Raw genomic sequence first — 19,041 nt, forward strand, 5'->3', positions numbered from 1 at the left:
GCCTTTCCCTGACCCGCCCCGGCGCGGATCTTCTAGACTCGCTGTACCGGACACAGTCCGGGTGCCGGGGACGAATACCCCCTCCATTCCACCGCGGGAGGATGCCATGAGCGACTGGCAAACCGTATGCAAAGCCGCCGAACTGAAGGAGGACCGGGGCCACGAGGTGTGGGTCAACGGCCGGCCCCTGGCCCTGTTCCTGCACCAGGGCCGGGTCCACGCCCTGGATGACCGCTGCCCCCACCTGGAGGGCCAGCTGTCCGAAGGGCGGGTGGTGGGCGGGGACGCGGTCTGCCCCCTGCATGGGTGGAACTTCGATTTGGAAACGGGGATCTCCCCCTACAACCCCGGGGACCGCATCGACACCTACCCGGCCCGGCTGAAGGACGGCCGGGTGGAGGTGGACGCCGAAGCCGTCCCGCCCCTGCCCGCCGCCACCTTCGACGGCTACCAGGGGCGCTGGCGGCGCTGGTCCCAGGACACCCGGGGCAAGGCCGAGATCCGCCGCCTGGCCATGGGCAAGGGGCCCGCCGTGGCCCCCATGGGGGCGCCGGCCGAGTCCCCCGGCCCGGTACCCGGATTCGACCACTTCCACCTGGCGGCGGCGCAACTGGAGCCCATGCCCCGCCTGGATGAGGAACCCGCCGACACCCGGGTGGTCCTGGGGGCGGGGGCCGGGACCCCGCTGCAGCTGGCCCTGCCCGTGACCATCTCCCACATGTCCTTCGGCGCCCTCTCCCGGGAGGCGAAGATCGCCCTGGCGGAGGGTGCCGCCCGGGCGGGGACCCTGATCGGCTCCGGCGAGGGGGGGATGCTGCCCGAGGAACGGGCGGCCGCCGGGCTCTACGTCCTGGAGATGGCCAGCGGCTACTTCGGCTGGAACGACGAGGCCATGGCCCAGGCCGACGCCTTCGAGATCAAGCTGGGCCAGTCGGCCAAGCCCGGTCTCGGCGGGGAGCTGCCGGCCGCCAAGGTGACGGACGAGATCGCCCGTGTGCGCGGCATCCGGGCCGGCGAGGCCGCCCACTCCCCCGCCCGTTTCCCGGACCTGGAGGATGCCCATGCCCTGGGGGAGCGCATCACGGCCCTGCGCCGGGACCACCCCGCCAAGCCCGTGGGGCTGAAGATCGCCGCCAACCGCCTGGAGGCGGACCTGGAGGCGGCCCTGAACCTGGAACCGGATTTCATCACCGTGGACGGCTTCGGCGGCGGCACCGGCGGCGCGCCGGTGCATGTCCGCGACCATTTCGGCATGCCCCTGGTGATGGCCCTGCCGAAGGCGCGGAAAAGGGTGGACGCCCACAACGCCGCTGGCGGACGGCCCGTGGCCCTGGTGGCCACCGGCGGCATGCGCACGCCAGCCGACATCCTCAAGGCCCTGGCCCTGGGGGCCGACGCCTGCGCCCTGGCCACGGCGGCCCTCTTTGCCCTGGGCTGCGAGTACTACCGCGCCTGCCACACCGGGCGCTGCCCCACCGGCGTGGCCACCCAGACCCCACGGCTGCGGGAGCGGGTGGACCCGGCCGAGGCCGCCGAGCGCGTGGCCCGTTTCCTCGATGGCACCCGCGCCATCCTCGAGGACTACCTGCGGGTCATGGGCCATGCCCGCGCCGCGGACCTCTCCCGGGACGACCTGATCCCCATCACCCCGGCGGCCCGTGCCCTGCTGGAGGCGGGCTGAAGGCACCGGGGAGGAATCCAATGGATGATATGTTGACACCCTCTGAAGCCGAGTGGTCCCTGCAGATCCCCCCGAGGGTTCCCCCAGCGGCCCTCCACGCTAGGAACGCGCAGATTGGAGGTGAACTCCGTACTTGGAGGTTTCGGCATCGGCGGTAAGGAGGGTCAGCCCTTCGGCTTGTGCCTGGGCGATGAGCATGCGGTCGAACGGGTCCTTGTGGTGCTCTGTGGCAATGCGCCGGCCTGCGTGCCGTGGAAGAAGGTCATCGGCAAGTGGTTGAATCCCTCCTCCTCGACGATGCTATCGAGGTCTTGGTCCTCGATGCGTAACTTGCCCATGGCCCGTTTGATTGCAATCTCCCAGCCGGTGGCCGCGCTGACGAAGACCTGGTTGCGGGGATCGGCGATGGCCGCCCGGGCACGCTCGCCGAGAGACGAGTCCCCGCTGAGCCACCAGAGGAACGTATGGGTGTCGAGCAGCAGACGCCTCATGCCCCCCCTCAAAGGCCTCGATGACCTCTGTGGGGGTCTCGTCGAAGTCCGCAGACATGTGGATCTTGCCGGCGAGACGACCTGGCTTTCGTGGCCCCTGGGGCGCGACGTAGGGACGAAGCTCAAGATAGGGCTTGCCGTTCTTGGCAATGATGACCCTTTCTCCCGCCCATGCTTGCTCGGCCAACTGGGAGAGCTTCGTCTTGGCCTCGTACATATTGATCTGGACTGACATTGCAACCCGAACTCCCGCATAGTCTAGTTGGTCTAGACTATTGCGTTAGGAGGAAGGTTCGCAATCACGACTCGGCATGTGCCTGGCAAGGGCGTTGGGCCGGATTTCTGGCGGGCTAAAGCAGCGTCTCCCTGAACCGGATTTCCGTCCACAACGGGCTTCTGGACATCATTCCAGAAGACTTTCAACACATGGGTTAAACCCCTTGGAAACGGCAGGGCCTACCCGCCAGGGCAGGGTGACAAGAAAGCGGGCGGCACGAAAGAACGGCCTCGATCCTCAGCCAGGTGGACGGGGAATCCGGCATCCGGGAGGCAGGATAGCACGGGAGCTACAGCCTGCTGTGCGGCAGGGTCTTGCGGGCTGGTGTCCCGGCAGTACCCCAAGAAACGAAAAAGCCCGCTGAATAGCGGGCTAAGTCGTTGATCATTTGGTGGCCGGGGACGGAATCGAACCGCCGACACGGGGATTTTCAATCCCCTGCTCTACCAACTGAGCTACCCGGCCTGACCATCGCTTTAGGGGTTGTCCCTGCGCGAAGGCACGTATTAAAGCGTTCCCCGGGGCTTTCGTCAAGCCCCGCGGGGGATCAGGTCACGCCCCCTGGCCAGGATCCACGTAGCCTTCGGGCCGGCTGGCGCCCTCGCCGAAGAAGAACTTCTCCATCTCCCCTTCCAGGAATTCCCGGGCCTTGGGGTCGATGGGGGTCAGGCGGTACTCGTTGATGAGCATGGTCTGGTGCTGTATCCACTTCTGCCAGGCCTGCTTGGAGACGTTCTCGAAGATGCGCTTGCCCAGTTCCCCCGGATAGGGGGGGACATCCAGGCCCTCGGCCTCTTCACCCAGCACAACGCATTTCACCATGCGAGTCATCGTCTTCTCCGTCGTCTTGCATCACGTGTTGCAGCAGCCGGCTCACCGGGGCCGCCAGGCCCAGGCCGGCATGGGCGTGCCCGTTATACCAGACCCGGTCCGGGGCTTCCATCACACCCGGCGCGGGGGCTTTCACCCGCAGCTGCAACGGGGTGATCTCCAGGCGGAAGTGGGTGAAGGTGTGCACGAAGGCGGGCAGTTGCCGCATCTCCAGGGGATCCGCACCCAGATGCCGTCGGCACCAGGCCTGTGCCGCCTCTTCGGATGCGTCCTCCTCCACCTCGGGGAGACCCCACAGCCCGCCCCAGAGCCCCGCAGGCGGGCGCCGCTCCAGCAGCACCCCCTCCGGCGCCGTCACCAGGAGCATGGTGGTGCGGCGCAGGGGCTGCGCCCGCCGAGGCCTGGGGGTGGGCAGGCATTCCTGCAGGCCATGGGCCCGGGCGATGCAGTCCGCCGCCAGGGGGCAGTCCCCGCAGGCGGGATTGCGGCGGGTGCAGACCGTGGCCCCCAGGTCCATGATGGCCTGGGTGTAATCCGCCACCCGCTCCACCGGGGTCAGGGCCTCGGCCAGGATCCAGAGGCGGGCCTGTACGGCGGCGGTCCCGGTCCAGCCCTCCACACCCCGGTGGCGGGCCAGCACGCGCCGCACGTTGCCATCCAGGATGGCCTCCCGATCCCCGAAGGCCAGGGCCAGGATGGCCGCCGCCGTGGACCGGCCGATACCCGGCAGGGCGCTCAGGGCCTCCCGGTCCCGGGGGAATCGTCCGCCGTGCACATCCACGATGCAGCGGGCGGCCTTGTGCAGGTTGCGGGCCCGGGCGTAGTAGCCGAGCCCGGACCAGTGGTGCAGCACCTCATCCAGGGGGGCATCCGCCAGGTCCCCCACCTCGGGAAAGCGCGCCATGAAGCGCCGGTAGTAGGGGATCACCGTGGCCACCCGGGTCTGCTGCAGCATGATCTCCGAGATCCACACCCGGTACGGGGTGGCGGGCCGCTGCCAGGGCAGGTCGTGGCGTCCGTGCCGGTCGAACCAGCCCAGCAGGCGGGGGGCGAATGCCCTCGGCTCAGCGGAAGCGGTCAAGCAGTTCCTCCTGGAGCCGGCCGGCCTCCTCCTTCAGCCGCTGCTCCTGCTCCCGGAGGGCGGCATCCGCCTCCTCGCGTGCCCGCTGCTCCACCTCCTGCCGGGCCTGCTCCGCCTCCTGCTCCACCCGGGCCTTGAGCACCGATTCCAGATCGAGCCCGATGCGGGGATCATCGAAGGTCCCGCCCACGGTGATGGGCAGGTTCAGGTTGCGCAGGTTGTCCAGGGGCCGTCCCCCCTGCCCCTCCAGGGTGGCCACGAGGTTGGTGTCCACGCGGTAGTCCAGACGCCGGGGCGGCAGGTCCACCTCGCCCTGGCCGCGCACCCGCAACAGGGGCGAGGAGGCCTGCAGGTCGTCGTTTCTCACCAGGCCGTCGTCGATGGTGAAGCTGGCGGTGAGTTCGGTGAAATCGGTCTGCCGGGGGGCGTCCTCCTCCTCCAGATCCCGGCCCCGGAGCCGGGCCTCGGCCCGGCGGATCACCTGGGCGATGTTGATGCCCTGGACGGCGCCGTCCCGGAAGCGCAGATCGCCCTTCCCATCCAGGGCGGAGACCAGGGCCCGCACCGAGTCCCCCCGGGTGGAGAGGGACAGGTTCACGTCGCCCGTACCGGTCAGCTTGCCATCGCCGGTGAGGTCCTCCAGCAGGGGGCCGATGCGCACCGAGGACAGGGCCGCCTCGGCACTGTAGGCGGGGGTATCCTGGCGCACGTCCAGCCCGAGACGGCCCTCCAGGCTGCCGTCGTAGAGGTTGCCGCGGATGGACTCCACATCCAGGCGGCCGTCCCGGGCCTTGACCTTCAGGGACACGCCCTGCATCTGCAGCCCCGAGACCCTGAAATCATCCACCTGGAAGGTGCCGTCCAGGTCCAGGCCACGCAGGGTATCCATGGGCAGGGCGATGGACGTGTCCGGCCAGGCACCGGCGCCGTCGCCCCCGCCGCCGCCGGTACCCGCGCCGGACCCGCCATGGTCCCCGGACTCCCCTTCGGCGGCGGGGGGCAGGTAGCGGTCCAGGTCGATGCGGTCCAGATCGATATCGAAGGTCACCGCGGGCTGCGCAAAGCCTTGCAGGCCGGCCCGGCCGGAGAGGGTGCTCTGATCCAGGGTCATCAGCAGCTGATCCACGTCCACCCGCTCGCCCTGCATGTCGAAGGCCAGGTCCAGGGCGGCCTGGGTGAGCACCTGGGGATCGGTGGTCTCGGGGGGCTCCATCTCCAGGGCCTTGAGGACCTTGCGGGGATTGAAACGGCCGCTGCGCAGTTCGCCGTGGACCCGCGGGTTCCCGTCCAGGCCGGTGACCTCCACCAGACCGGTCCAGTGGGTCTCCAGGGCGTCCAGGGTCAGGCGCTCCACCTTGGCCAGACCCGAGGCCAGGTCGGCCACCAGATCCGCCTCCAGGCGGGCCTCCACGGGGGCCGGAAGGGCCTCTCCCCGGGCATCCATGCGGGTGACCATCTGGCGCAGGGCATAGCGCTGCCCGGCCGGATCCAGCATCAGCAGCCCCTGGGTCTCCAGGCGGGCATCCAGCCCCGGATCGGGCATGCGCAGGCGCAGGGAGATCTCCAGCGGGGCCTCCTCCCCCATGCGCAGGTGCCCCAGGGTGAGATCGAAGGGATCGATGGTCATCTCGGTGCCGGCCTGGGCGTCGCGCCAGCTCACCCGGGCATCGCGCACGCTCACCCCGGCGATGTCCAGCCCCCGCAGGGCCGGCGGCACGGGCTCGCCTGCCTCGGCCTCGGGGGTTGGGGCCTCCTCTGCGGCGGGGGCCGCCGTCAGGTCCTCCCAGTTGCCGCGGCCTTCGGCATCGCGTGCCAGGTTCAGGTCCAGCCCCTCCAGGCGCACCTGCTGCACCTCCAGTTCGCGCCGCAGCAGGGGCAGCAGGGCCACGGAGACGTCCACCTGGCGCACGCGGGCGAAATGCTCACCGGCAAAGCCCTCGGCATTGGCCAGGGTGGTCTCCCCCAGTTGCAGCCCCAGGCGGGGGAACAGGGACAGGCCGATGTCCCCCCGGATCTCCAGGTTGCGGCCGGTGCGCTGCTCCACGGCGGCGCTGATCTCTTCCTTGTAATCGTTGGGGTCCACGGTGATCAGGACCACCCCCGCCAGGGCCACCAGGACCACCAGCAGGACCATTACCGCCACCAGGCTGCGCTTGATCCACTTCATCGATGCCTCCAAGAGAAGCCCCGCAACCGAACGGCGGGGTTTGCATCCAGTCGTTTGAATGGGCTCAGTCTAACCGCCGCCCGGTCTGCATGCACGACCCATCCCCGGTTCCGGGGGGGAGGCTCAGCCCTTGATCCGGGACGGACGCCCGCCCTCCCCCGCCGCGGCATCCCCGTCCCCTGCATCCCGCGCCCATTCCCCCGATCGCCCGCCGCACTTGTGCACCAGGGCGATGCCCTCCATCACCATGCCCCGGTCCACCGCCTTGCACATGTCATAGACACACAGCAGGGCCGCCTGCACCGCCGTCAGCGCCTCCATCTCCACACCGGTGGGCCCCACGCTCCCGGCGGTGACCCGGCAGTGGACCCGGGGCGGGTCGTCCCGGGGCTCCAGGGCCACATCCACATGGCTCAGGGCCACGGGATGGCACAGCGGCACCAGGTCCGCCGTGCGCTTGCTGGCCATGATCCCCGCCACCCGGGCCACCCCGAGGACATCCCCCTTGCCGTGGCCGCCCTCGCGGATCCGGGCCAGGGTGTCCGGGGCCATGCGGATCCATCCCTCGGCGGTGGCGGAACGCCGGGTGGGCGGCTTGCCCCCCACGTCCACCATGTGGGCCTCGCCGGCGGCGTTGAAATGGGTGAGCGGGTGCATGGATCCGGACTCCATGAGGCTGCGGTTATGGGATAGACATGCTAACGCAGCCGCGCCCGGGGCGTCCGCCGCGCGGGCCCCAAAGGGCGGGGGTTGACGCCTTGCGGGGGGCGCCGGAGACTGCCCCGCAGGCGGGGCCGCCATCCCGGACGGCCCGAAGGGAAGGGAGCAACACACCATGGCCATCCACGTGCGTTACTTCGCCCGCCTGCGGGAGGAACTGGGCCGGGAGGGGGATACCCTGGACGCGAAGGACCTCTCCTGCGTCGCCGATGTCTGGGCCCGGGCCCATCCCGGCCAGGAGCGGCCACCGGGGGTGCTCATGGCGGTGAACCAGGCCTATGCCCATCCGCAGGACCCGGTGCGGGACGGGGACGAGGTGGCCTTCTTCCCGCCGGTGACCGGGGGCTGAGATGGCGGTCTCCCTGCATCCCGAACCCTTCGATCCGCTTGCCCTGCTGGCCGCCTGTACAGAGCAGCTGCCCCCCGGCGGCCATGGGGCCCAGGCGGTCTTCATCGGCAGCCTGCGCGACTTCAACGAGGGGGATACGGTGCGGGCCATGACCCTGGAACACTACCCGGGCATGACCGAGGGGGAACTGGGGCGCATCGAGCAGGAGGCACGGGCCCGATGGCCCCTGCAGGAGGTGCGCATCGCCCACCGCGTGGGATCCATCGCACCGGGGGAGCCCATCGTCCTGGTGGCGGCCTGGTCCGCCCGCCGCGCCGCCGCCTTCGACGCCTGCCGCTTCCTGGTGGAGGCCCTCAAGTCCCAGGCCCCCTTCTGGAAGCAGGAGACCCTGGCGGACGGCCGGCAACGCTGGGTACAGGGCAATGCCTGAGCCGCGCGCCGGGAACCGCCCGGATCAGGCCCCGGCCACCCCCGTCAGGTGCTGGCGGGGGTCATAGGGCATCTCCTTGCGCATGCGCTCGTAGAAACGGCGCCCCTTATCGGTATCCGCCGGAGGCGTGACCATCTGCAGGACCACATACTGATCCCCCGGGGGATTGCCGGGCATGCCCCGCCCCTTCAGGCGCAGGCGGCGCCCGGAACCGGACCCGGCGGGGATCTTCATCTCCACCGGCCCCTGCAGCGTGGGCACGCTCACCGTGGCCCCCAGGGCCGCCTCCCAGGGGGTGATGGGCAGATCCAGGTGGATATCCCGTCCCTCCAGGCGGAAATGGGGGTGGGGCTTGATCTGCACCTCCAGATAGAGATCCCCCGCCGCACCGCCGCCCATGCCGGGACCGCCCTGGCCAGGGAGGCGGATGCGCTGGCCGTGGGTGACCCCGGCGGGCACCTTCACCTGCAGGGTACGCTCCCCCACGCGCACGGACACCGAGCCGCCCCGGAAGGCCCGCTCCAGATCCAGGGCGATGCGGGCCACCCGATCCTCCCCGGGGGCATGGAAGCTGCGGTGGGTACGGTGCCCCCGGGTGCGGCGGGCGCCGCCGCCGAAGAGGGTCTCGAAAAAGTCGGAGAAATCGCTCTCGGAGAAACCCTCCTGGAACCCGGCGGAGGTGCGGAAACCACCGCCCGGCGCCGCACCACCGAACCAGGCGTCCCAGTCCGGCGGCGGCCGGAAGTCCTGGCCGGAGCGCCAGCTACTGCCCAGTTGGTCGTAGGCCTTACGCTTCTCGGCATCCCCCAGGACCTCGTAGGCCTCGTTCACCTCCTTGAAGCGCGCCTCCGCATCCGGCTCCTTGCTCACGTCCGGATGGTACTTGCGCGCCAGGCGGCGGTAGGCCTTCTTGATCTCGTCCTGGGAGGCGGAGCGCTCCACACCCAGCACCTTGTAATAGTCTTTGTATTCCATAGGCGGTCACGATAACCCAAACAAGCGCGCCGCGTGGACACGCGGCGCGAAATCGGCACGGCCGGATGCGCCACGCCCGAAGGCGGGCGTTTGCGCGCTCAGCCCTCCACGGTGATGCGGCGCGGCTGCACCTTCTCCTGCTTGGGAATGCGCACCTCCAGCACGCCGTTGGCGCTGCGGGCGCTGATGCGTTCGGCATCCGCCGTATCCGGCAGGGAGAAGCGCCGGTAGAAGCTGCCGCGCACCCGCTCCACCCGCTTGTAGTTCTCCCGTTCCTCGGTGCTCTCCGACTTGCGCTCACCCCGGATGGTGAGCACACCGTTCTCCATGTGCACCTCGATGTCCTTGGGATCCACGCCGGGTACATCGGCATGCAGGACGTAGGCATCCTTCTCCTCACGGATATCCACCGCCGGCACCCAGTCGCTCACGGCCGCCGGCTCCTCGTCCCCGCCGGTGGCCGTGGGATTGAGGCGGTCCAACTCGCGGGAGAGCTGGTTCAACAGGCTCCAGGGTTCGTAACGGGTCATGAACATGGCACTCACCTCCGTTGTCCGATCTGCTCGTTACCACATCGTCTTTCACACCCGGATATTGGGATGCCGGGACAGATTTCAAGGGAGATCCCCCCGGGGGCGGGACACCGTCCCCTTCCCGTACAATAGTCCGTCCACGGCAACCCAGGAGTGAGCATGTTGAACAGCATGACCGGTTTCGCAAGATGCGAGGCCACGGGCGAATTCGGCACCCTCGTATGGGAACTGCGCAGCGTCAACCACCGCTATCTGGAGATTGCCCCCCGCCTGCCGGAGGAGCTGCGCGCCCTGGAGCCGCAGGTACGCCAAAAGGTCCAAAACCACCTGGGCCGGGGCAAGGTAGAATGCCAGCTCCGTTTCCGCCGGGGCGAGGGACAGACGGGGGGCATCCAGCTGGATGAGGCCCTGGCCCGGGAGGTAATTCAAACCGTCACCCGGGTGGAGCACTGGATGATGAACGCCGCCCGCATGACCGCCATGGACATCCTGCGCTGGCCCGGCGTGGCCGCCGAGGCCAGTCCCGACCTGGAACCGGCGCGCGCCGCCGCCCTGGAACTGCTGGACCAGGCCCTGGAGACCCTATCGGAGCACCGCGCCCGGGAAGGGGCCCAGATCCGTGAGATGCTGCAGACCCGCTGCGAGGCCGTCAGCCAGCAGGTGGCCCACGTGCGCGCCCGCCGCCCCCAGGTGCTCGAGGCCCTGCGCACCCGCCTGCAGACCCGCATCCAGGAACTGGGCACGGACCTGGATCCCGGTCGCCTGGAACAGGAACTGGCCCTGCAGGCCCAGAAGCTGGACGTGGCCGAGGAACTGGACCGCCTGGACGCCCACGTGGCCGAGGTGCGCGCCATCCTGGAGCGCGACGAACCCGTGGGCCGTCGCCTGGACTTCCTCATGCAGGAGATGAACCGGGAGGCCAACACCCTGAGCAGCAAATCCAACGACATGGACACCACCCAGGCGGCGGTGGAACTGAAGGTGCTCATCGAGCAGATGCGCGAGCAGGTGCAGAACGTGGAATGACCCCGGCGTGACGCAACACCCCGAAACCGACCGACAAGGACGCCCCATGGCCCATACCCCCTCACTGCGAGAACTGATCCTGCGCAACGTACCGGAAGATGGCCGCACCATTGGCAACGCCCGGTTACTCAAGGTCCTTGCCGATCAGGCTGGCTCTGTCCCCCGGGCCGCCTACGAACAGGCCAGGGATGCGCTGGTGCAAGAAGGCATCCTGGGCAAGGGCCGGGGCCGTGGCGGCTCGGTCTATCTCCTGTCCCAATCCCAGGGCACGGAGGACCGCCCCCGGAGAGCCAAAGGGGAAAACCCGGCGGCGTCCGGTCCGGCTGAACCGGCCCCCACCGGCGAGCCAATCCCCCAGGACGAGGGCATGGCCCCTCCGGATCTGACCCTAGAGATGCCGGAGATCCCCCCAGAGCTCCCCCTGAACGGGCACGCCGCCACGCCCGGAAGCAAGACCGGACCCCGAGGGAAGAAACCCGATCAGGCCCAGGTGCTCTCCTATCGCCATGAGGAAAAACGCAGGAACAACCCCCATGTGGGCATGGTGGATGCCACCAGTGACGGTGTCGAAGAAAGGGCCACCTGGGCCTACGACCCCCACCTGGCCCCGGAACTGCGGTTCGATGCCTCGGCCACCCGTGCCCGGGTGGAACGCCTGATCGATGATGCCCTGGCCTCCGGGGACCAGGAACAGATGCGGGCCGCACTGGAAGAACTCAAGCGCCTGCAGTCCCCCTACCTGCAGTGGACCGGCAAGGCCGAGGGCACCACCTTCCAGGTGGATACCGTCTCCCTGCACGTGCACGAGCGCATCGACCCCGCCACCATCCTCGGCGAGGTACAAAAGCGCATGAAGAGCGGAAAGAAGGGCACCGGGGCCTTTCAGCCGGACCTGTTCCATGCCCCCTTCGAGAACCTGCCACTGCGCGAGGCCATCGACTTCTACAAGCACGAGCGCGACTGGGCCAACCGCCTGATCGCCGGCGACTCCCTGCTGGTGATGAACTCCATGCTGCAGAAGGAGGGCATGGCCGGGCAGGTGCAGATGATCTACATCGACCCGCCCTACGGCATCAAATACGGCTCCAACTTCCAGCCGTTTACCCACAAGCGGGACGTCAAGGATCGCAAGGACGAGGACCTGACCCAGGAACCGGAGATGATCAAGGCCTTCCGGGACACCTGGGAGCTGGGCATTCACTCCTACCTCACCTATCTGCGCGATCGGCTGCTGCTGGCGAGGGAGTTGCTGAGTGATAGCGGGTCAGTTTTTGTACAGATAGGAGATGAGAATCTTCATAGGGTTCGAGCCTTACTTGATGAGATCTTTGGATACAATAATTTTTCAGCGCAGATCGCATTCAAGGCAACTGACCCTTTGGGTCAAAAGGGCATAGCGAAAGTATACGATCATATACTTTGGTATGGGAAGAATATTAATGCCTTGAAATTTCGCCAAATATACAAGGCAAGAGATATAAGTAGCGATACCGAGTATCGATATATAGACCCAGCTCCGGAAGATGCCGATCGTCGCGAAAAAAGAAGTAAAGAATATCACCAGAGAGTCTATAGAAGGCGGAATGCCACGTCTTCAGGGTTTACAGAAAGCTGCATATTTGACTTACCTTTTCAAGGTAAGCTTTGCCCGCCTCCTGGGAAAAAGAGTTGGTCTTCTAATCCCGTCGGCATGGATAGGCTTAAAAAGTCTGGTAGGCTTTTTTTTGCGGGAAAAGACCCGTATTACAAACAGTTCCAACGAGACTTCCCAATGTCGCAGTACGAGAACTGTTGGACGGATAAGCCAGCAGCCAAGGGAAAAGCATACGTAGTTGAAACAGCAGAAAAATTTATTGAGCGATGCCTCTTGATGGCTACTGACCCCGGCGACTTGGTGCTAGACCCCACCTGCGGCTCCGGCACCACCGCCTATGTCGCCGAAAAGTGGGGGCGTCGCTGGGTCACCTGTGATACCTCCCGGGTGGCCGTGACGCTGGCCAAGCAACGGCTGATGACCGCCAGCTATGATTACTACGAGCTCAAGTACCCGCAGGAGGGGCTGGGCGGCGGCTTCATCTACAAGACGGTGCCGCACATCACCCTGAAGTCGATCGCCAACAACCCGGAGATCGATGAGCTCTACGAGCAGCACCATCCCGCCATCGAGCAGGCCCTGGCTAAGCTGAACCAGTCGCTGAAAGGTGAGCCGCTCACTTTCACCGTCACTGAGGGCGGTCGCAAGGGAGACAAGATCGATTTCTCAGCCCCCGATAGCAAGACGGTCACGCTCCCCTCGAGGGAGACCGCCCAGGTCAACGCGCTGCTGGAATGGGAGGTCCCCTTCGACTTCCCCGAAGACTGGCCGGAGACCGCCCGGATTCACTTCGATGCCTTTCACAAGGCCCGCCAGGCCATGCAGCGGCGCATGGACGAGAGCATCGCCAACCACGCCGATCAGGAGGTGCTCTATGACCAGCCCGAGGTGAGCCGCGACAAGCTGCGCATCACCGGCCCCTTCACCGTGGAGGCGGTGCCCTTTGCCACCGTGCTGGGCCTGGACGAGGCCGAGCAACCCAGGGAGGCCGACGTCGCCGTGGCCCGCTCCGGGGCCACCTCCCGCCATGCCCAGTGGCGCGAGGAGCTGCTCAAGGCGGGTATCCGCGGCAAGGGCGGCCAGCACCTCAAGCTGATGGACCTGGAGACCCTGCCCGGGGCCAAGTACCTGCATGCCGTGGGTACGGTGGCGGAGACCGGTGAGCGTGTCGCCGTCAGCTTCGGACCCGAATACGCCGCCCTGGAGCAGCGCCAGGTGGAGATCGCCAAGAACGAGGCCGGCGACCTCTTCCCGCTGCCCAGGCTGCTGGTGTTCTGTGCCTTCACCTTCGACCCGGAGGCCGCCAAGGACATCGACAGCATCAGGGGCATCCAGGCCCTCAAGGTGCAGATGAACACCGACCTGCTCACCGAAGACCTCAAGAAGAACGCCCGCAGCAACGAGTCCTTCTGGCTGATGGGCCAGCCGGACGTGGAGGTGCATGAGCTGAAGGACGGCAAGCTGCAGGTGGAGGTGCACGGCTTTGACTACTTCGACACCAAGACCGGCGAATTGAAATCCGGCGGCAAGGGCGACATCGCCGTGTGGGAACTGGATACCGACTACGACGACCGCTCCCTCTACCCGCGCCAGGTGTTCTTCCCCATGGCCGGCAAAAAGGATGGCTGGTACAAGCTCAAGAAGGATATCCGCGCCGAGCTCAACGAGGAGCTACTGGGCAAGTACCACGGCACCAAATCACTTCCCTTTGAGCCCGGTGAAAACCGCTGCATCGCGGTGAAGATCATCGATAACCGCGGCATCGAATCGCTGAAAGTCGTTCGGCTGGATTGAGGGCGTCATGATCATTACGCATCTGAAATTAAAGAACTGGCGCAACTTCCGACAAGCCGAGATGGATCTTGCGCACGTCTGTTACATCATCGGCCCCAACGCCTCGGGCAAGTCCAACCTGTTGGACGTCTTTCGCTTCCTTAGGGATATCTGCAAGCCAGATGGCGGAGGACTGCAGAAGGCGGTCAAGGACCGTGGTGGCATCACCAAGCTACGTTGCCTGCACCACCGTCGGGATCCTGAAGTGAAGATCGTGGTTCACTTGGCGGAAGGCTTCGAGGAAGAAGCACCAAGTTGGAAATATGTCCTGGGATTCAAACCAGAGGGGAAGGGAGCGCAGCGCATTCTGGTCACCGCTGAAGAGGTCTGGCATCAAGGAGAGAAAATGCTCTCCCGTCCTATGGCCAGCGAGCTTGATGACCCCCTCGTACTAACCCAGACCCACATCGAGCAAGCCACTGCCAATCGTGAATTTCGCGGGCTCGTCGAAGCCTTCTCGGAAATCACCTATCTACACTTGGTGCCGCAGTTGCTGAAGCATGGTGAGCAGATCGGCGGTCAACGGCTTGACGATGACCCTTTCGGGCAAGGCTTTCTCGAACGGTTAGCGAAGACAACTACAAAGACACGAGATGCGCGCCTGAAACGCATTCAGTCAGCATTGAGCGTGGCGGTACCTCAGTTCAAGGAACTGCGCTTCGAGAAAGATGCGATGGGTCATCCTCATCTACAGGCGCTGTATGAACATCATCACCCCAATGCCGGCTGGCAGAATGAGGAGCACTTCTCCGACGGCACACTGAGACTGCTGGGCATGCTTTGGTCGCTGCAGGATGGCAACGGCTTGTTGCTACTAGAGGAGCCCGAACTGTCCCTGCATCAGTCCGTGGTGGAACAGATCCCGGCCATGATCGATCGAGTGCAACGTACCCGCAAGCCCAAGCGTCAGGTACTGATCAGCACCCATAGCCAGGCCTTGCTCAACAATCCGGGGATCGATCCGCGTGGCGTGATCGTGCTCGAACCCAGCAGAGAAGGCACCACAGTGCGCTCAGTCGATGAGGTCGAGGCCAAGGGGCTGGATGCCGGCCTCAGCGTGGCCGATGTAGTGCTACCCAAGACACGCCCCAAGGGCATCGAACAGCTGGGGTTCTGGGAATGATCTCGGTTTGCACCGCGGTCGAGGATCGTTTAAGCGCTGCGGTATTGGAAAGGTTAATCGGGGAGGCCAGGGGAAGGCTCAGGATCGACATAGAGATTACTCCCAGCGGATCTGGCAAACTGATTAAAAAGTTACCGGAGTTGATGCGCCTAGCTCCCAATGTACCCGTACTGCTGCTAACTGACCTGGATCGCAAGGAGTGTGCTCCCAGCCTGATCGGGGAATGGCTGGGCCAGCAGGCCATGCCTGATGGACTGCTGTTCAGAGTCGCGGTGCGCGAAATCGAAGCCTGGCTACTTGCCGACAAACAAAACTTCGCCAGCTTTGCACACATCCCATTTGCGAAGCTTCCAGAGGCACCCGAAGGCCTTGATGACCCCAAACAGACCTTGCTAAACCTAGTGAAACGCCACTCACCTACCTCGTTGAAGAGGGACCTAGTGGCCGATCATGGTCACGGTCCAAGGCAGGGTCTGGCCTACAATGAGCGGCTGAGTCAGTTCGTTCATGGCTGCTGGGATCTGGAAGAGGCCTCCATGCGTGCCGACAGCCTTGCACGCACACGTAGACGCATCGGTGAGCTGGCGTCAGCGCGTTGCTGATGAATATCACAGCCAACCCCCCTCATAGCAGCGCTATCTTTCCGCATAGTGGTGCGAGCTTCCCTCATACCCGCACAGTAGCTTCCTACACTATGATACCAGCTCCTTACACTGCCGTGATCGCTCCCTACACTCCGAGCGCAGACTACTCTTGGACACAAGGAATGTCCGCATGACGACCCAATCACTGATCATCAACTCGCCCTACGATGCCCCCTCGGCCTACTGGGAGCGGGACGGCAAGCAGTTGACCCTCCAGCAGGGGCGTCGCCCAGCGGCCTACGAGATCTTCGACACCCGCAACAACACCCAGCGCACCGAACCCCTGGAGCAGGTCAACCGCATCCGTCAGCGGGTGGACGAATGGCGAACAGATGGCTACCCCGGTGTCACCAGCGTTACCCGCCAGCTGCTGGAGCACTGGAACGCCCGCGGGGAATGGGATCCCGATACCTGCCGCTGGGAGGGTGGGCCTCGCCAGTACCCGTTCTATTTCTGTCAACTCGAGGCCATCGAGACCCTGATCTGGTGGCTGGAGGCCCAGCCGACCTACCGCCAGGGCATCTTCCTGGGCGGTGACGGCGGTCCCTGGGAGCGCATCTGCAACAAGATGGCCACCGGCTCCGGCAAGACCTCGGTGATGTCGCTGATCATCACCTGGCAGACCCTCAATGCCTTCCACTACCCCAAGGATCGCCGTTTCTCCAGGGCGGTACTCATCGTCACCCCGGGCCTGACCGTCAAGAGCCGCCTGCAGGTGCTCAAGCCAGGCCACCCCCTGAACGTCTACGACGAGTTCAATCTGTGCCCCAACGAGGCCATGCGGCAGCAGCTCAATCAGATGCAACTCGCCATTGAAAACTGGCACGTTCTGATGCCGCTCAAGGAGCAGGCCCGCTCGGTGGTCAAGAAGGGCCAGGAGAGCGATGAGGCCTTTACCCGCCGTGTGCTGGGCCCCCTCGCCAACGCGCGTGACCTCATCGTGATCAACGATGAAGCCCATCACGCATACCGTCAGCGGGCCGAATCCAAGGTCGGCAAGAAGCAGGCCGAGGAGCTGGGCATCGACCTGGAAGAGGCCACCCGCTGGATTGAGGGGCTGGACCGCATCCACAAAACCCGGCGTATCCGGTGCTGCTTCGACCTCTCCGCCACACCCTTTGCCCCTACCGGAAAGAGCAATACCGAATCCGGCCTGTTCGAATGGATCGTGTCGGACTTCGGCCTTAACGACGCCATCGAGGCCGGGCTGGTGAAGACCCCGCGGGTGGTGGTGCGTGACGATGCCCTGGCCAACGCCAAGACCTACGCCAGCAAGCTTTACCACCTCTACCGCGAAGAGGAGGTCAAGGAAGACCTCAACCGTAAGGCAAAACCCATGGAGCCATTGCCCGACCTGGTGCAGAAGGCCTATGCCCTGCTGGCCCACGACTGGAAGGAAACCCGGCGGCAATGGCAGGATGCCGGCCACACTATACCGCCGGTGATGCTCACCGTCTGTAACCGCACCGAGACCGCGGCGCGCATCGAGAACTTCTTCAACGGGGGTGACTGCCTGATCCAGGAGACCCAGGCGCCCGATACCACCCTGCGGGTGGATTCCAAGGTGCTCGAGAAGGCCGAGCAGGGCGAAACCGGTACCAAGGACACCCAGTACGCCGCTCGATTGCAGGCCCTCATCGAGGCGGCAGGGCTGCCTGCCGACAAGCAGGCCGATCTGCTCGCCATGAAACAGGAAGAACAGCTACGCGCACTGGTGGATACCGTCGGCAAACGGGGACAACCGGGCCAATACCTGCAGAACGTCATCTCGGTGGCCATGCTCTCCGAGGGCTGGGACGCCGCCAATGTCACGCACATCATGGGGCTGCGCGCCTTCACCAGTCAGTTGCTTTGCGAGCAGGTGATCGGTCGTGGCCTGCGTCGCGTCTCCCACGACATGGACGCGGAACGCAAGTTTCTCCCTGAGTATGTCAACGTCTTCGGTGTGCCGCTATCCATCTTCCAGGAAGCCGGCGGAAGCGGTGAACCTCCACCACCGCCCAAGCCCAGCGTGCGCATCGAGGTGGAAGCCGGCCGCAACCACCTGGAAATCCGCTGGCCCAACGTGGACCGCATCGACAACGTCCTCAAACCGGAGTTGGTGATCGACTGGCAAGCCGTACCGGTCCTGACCCTTGATCCGGCCCGGACACCGCTCAATGCCGACATTGCCCCTTCGCTCACGGGTTCCCCCAACCTGGCGATGGTCACAGAGATCGACCTGGAGCGGGCAGTGGAAGATTTCCGGCTGCAGAATCTGCTTTTCCGCGCGGCTCGCAAACTCTACCTGCAAAGCCAACCCGCCTTCGGGGGGGACAAGCAATATCTCGCAATACAGTTGATCCGACTGGTGGAGCAGTTCCTGGCCAGCGACAAGCTGGACATCCCCAGCCTTTGGCATCAGGACCCGGTGCGTCGTCGCCTTTTGTTCGCCCTGAACATGGATACCGTGGTAAGCCATATCGGCCGCCATGTCACCGAGCAGAACGTGGAACGCCAGGAACTGATCTTCAATGAACATCAGCCCATCGGTTCCACCGCTTCCATGCGGCCCTGGTCGACCACCAAGCCCTGCGCCCCGACTCAGCGCTCACAGATCAGCCACGTAATCTACGACAGCACCTGGGAGAAGATGGTGGCCGATATCTGCGAGGGACATCCCGGAATCGCCGCCTGGGCCAAGAATGATCATCTCGATTTCAAGGTGCGCTACCTATGGCGGGGTTCCTCCCGTAACTTCGTTCCTGACTACCTGATCCGCCTCGCCAACGGCAGGACGCTGGTGCTGGAGGTGAAGGGACAGGACAGCCCACAGAACGCAGCGAAACGTGCGGCCATGAAAACCTGGATCAAGGCCGTCAACGAGCAGGGCGGGTTCGGGCAATGGGCCTTCGACACCGTATTCGCACCCGGCAAGACCCGGGATATCATCGACCCATATTGCTGACCCGGAACCCGCTCCGCGTCCAGGAACCGCCGCCATGCCCCGCTACCACCTGCATCTGGAGATCTCCCGGGAGGCCTTCCTGCAGTACTACAGCGGCGCCGCGGCGGCCGTGGTGGCCCGGTCCGCCGAGGGGCCCCGGGTGCGCTTCCCCGCCTCGGCCCTGCGGCCCTTCGTGGGCCATGACGGCATCAACGGCCGCTTCGTGCTCACCGTGGACGAACACAACCGCCTGCAGTCTCTGGACCGGGTGGATTGACTCCCGGCCTCCTGGATGGCACATGGCCCCCGGCGCCGGGGTGCGCGTATAATGCCCGCCCGCTTTTCCCACAGGAGATCCCC

15 protein-coding genes, 1 tRNA gene and 1 pseudogene are annotated in these 19,041 nt (G+C 65.6%); 9 read left to right on the plus strand and 8 right to left on the minus strand.

Annotated elements, in window-relative coordinates; translation table 11 throughout:
• The first annotated feature begins 106 nt into the window (after nt 1-106).
• A complete protein-coding gene (locus BM214_RS12340; RefSeq protein WP_177217542.1) occupies nt 107-1,681 on the plus strand; it encodes a glutamate synthase-related protein in 1,575 nt (524 codons plus the stop codon).
• Between the two features lie 99 nt (nt 1,682-1,780).
• Here BM214_RS12340 and BM214_RS13070 read toward each other — a convergent pair.
• From BM214_RS13070 to moaC, 6 genes and pseudogenes are all read right to left on the minus strand, one after another.
• Nucleotides 1,781-2,427: pseudogene (locus tag BM214_RS13070) on the minus strand (type II toxin-antitoxin system VapC family toxin).
• A gap of 411 nt (nt 2,428-2,838) precedes the next feature.
• Nucleotides 2,839-2,914: transfer RNA gene (locus BM214_RS00800), tRNA-Phe, on the minus strand.
• Nucleotides 2,915-3,001: 87 nt separating this feature from the next.
• Nucleotides 3,002-3,280 carry an oxidative damage protection protein gene (locus BM214_RS00805; RefSeq protein WP_090483292.1) on the minus strand — a complete coding sequence of 93 codons (279 nt, stop codon included), beginning with the start codon at nt 3,278-3,280 and terminating at the stop codon, nt 3,002-3,004.
• On the minus strand, nt 3,246-4,361 hold the full coding sequence (mutY, locus tag BM214_RS00810) for an A/G-specific adenine glycosylase (RefSeq protein WP_090483293.1): 1,116 nt from the start codon (nt 4,359-4,361) through the stop codon (nt 3,246-3,248). The genes BM214_RS00805 and mutY overlap by 35 nt, the downstream gene beginning before the upstream one ends.
• On the minus strand, nt 4,345-6,528 hold the full coding sequence (locus tag BM214_RS00815) for an AsmA family protein (protein ID WP_090483294.1): 2,184 nt from the start codon (nt 6,526-6,528) through the stop codon (nt 4,345-4,347). The genes mutY and BM214_RS00815 overlap by 17 nt, the downstream gene beginning before the upstream one ends.
• Nucleotides 6,529-6,651: 123 nt before the next feature.
• A complete protein-coding gene (moaC, locus tag BM214_RS00820) occupies nt 6,652-7,185 on the minus strand; it encodes a cyclic pyranopterin monophosphate synthase MoaC (protein WP_090483295.1) in 534 nt (177 codons plus the stop codon).
• Between the two features lie 178 nt (nt 7,186-7,363).
• Here moaC and moaD point away from each other — a divergent pair, with 178 nt between their 5' ends.
• Entirely contained in the window at nt 7,364-7,597 is a 234-nt protein-coding gene (gene moaD, locus BM214_RS00825) for a molybdopterin converting factor subunit 1 (RefSeq protein ID WP_090483296.1), read from the plus strand.
• Nucleotide 7,598: 1 nt separating this feature from the next.
• Nucleotides 7,599-8,027 (plus strand): molybdenum cofactor biosynthesis protein MoaE, encoded by a 429-nt coding sequence (locus BM214_RS00830; protein WP_090483297.1) that lies wholly within the window; start codon nt 7,599-7,601, stop codon nt 8,025-8,027.
• Nucleotides 8,028-8,051: 24 nt separating this feature from the next.
• On the opposite strand, the gene BM214_RS00835 is transcribed toward BM214_RS00830, so the two are convergent.
• Together BM214_RS00835 and BM214_RS00840 are read right to left on the minus strand one after the other, a co-directional pair.
• Nucleotides 8,052-9,002 (minus strand): DnaJ C-terminal domain-containing protein, encoded by a 951-nt coding sequence (locus tag BM214_RS00835; protein ID WP_090483298.1) that lies wholly within the window; start codon nt 9,000-9,002, stop codon nt 8,052-8,054.
• A 98-nt stretch (nt 9,003-9,100) separates the two neighbouring features.
• A complete protein-coding gene (locus BM214_RS00840; RefSeq protein ID WP_090483299.1) occupies nt 9,101-9,538 on the minus strand; it encodes an Hsp20/alpha crystallin family protein in 438 nt (145 codons plus the stop codon).
• A gap of 156 nt (nt 9,539-9,694) precedes the next feature.
• Between BM214_RS00840 and BM214_RS00845 the strand changes: the two genes are divergently transcribed.
• From BM214_RS00845 to BM214_RS00865, 6 genes are all read left to right on the plus strand, one after another.
• Nucleotides 9,695-10,561: a YicC/YloC family endoribonuclease gene (locus BM214_RS00845; RefSeq protein WP_090483300.1), complete on the plus strand. Its 867-nt coding sequence runs from the start codon at nt 9,695-9,697 to the stop codon at nt 10,559-10,561.
• 46 nt (nt 10,562-10,607) lie between these two features.
• Nucleotides 10,608-13,949, plus strand: a complete 3,342-nt coding sequence (locus BM214_RS00850; RefSeq protein WP_090483301.1) for a site-specific DNA-methyltransferase — start codon at nt 10,608-10,610, stop codon at nt 13,947-13,949.
• Between the two features lie 7 nt (nt 13,950-13,956).
• Nucleotides 13,957-15,111 carry an AAA family ATPase gene (locus tag BM214_RS00855; RefSeq protein ID WP_090483302.1) on the plus strand — a complete coding sequence of 385 codons (1,155 nt, stop codon included), beginning with the start codon at nt 13,957-13,959 and terminating at the stop codon, nt 15,109-15,111.
• A complete protein-coding gene (locus BM214_RS12345; RefSeq protein WP_143096323.1) occupies nt 15,108-15,713 on the plus strand; it encodes a DUF4276 family protein in 606 nt (201 codons plus the stop codon). Before BM214_RS00855 ends, BM214_RS12345 begins: the two co-directional genes overlap by 4 nt.
• Nucleotides 15,714-15,885: 172 nt before the next feature.
• Nucleotides 15,886-18,702 carry a BPTD_3080 family restriction endonuclease gene (locus BM214_RS00860; protein WP_090483303.1) on the plus strand — a complete coding sequence of 939 codons (2,817 nt, stop codon included), beginning with the start codon at nt 15,886-15,888 and terminating at the stop codon, nt 18,700-18,702.
• Nucleotides 18,703-18,736: 34 nt separating this feature from the next.
• Nucleotides 18,737-18,958 (plus strand): DUF2835 domain-containing protein, encoded by a 222-nt coding sequence (locus tag BM214_RS00865; protein WP_090483304.1) that lies wholly within the window; start codon nt 18,737-18,739, stop codon nt 18,956-18,958.
• Nucleotides 18,959-19,041 lie beyond the last annotated feature (83 nt).

The sequence above is a fragment of the Ectothiorhodospira mobilis genome, from assembly GCF_900114895.1.
GTDB lineage: Bacteria > Pseudomonadota > Gammaproteobacteria > Ectothiorhodospirales > Ectothiorhodospiraceae > Ectothiorhodospira > Ectothiorhodospira mobilis_A.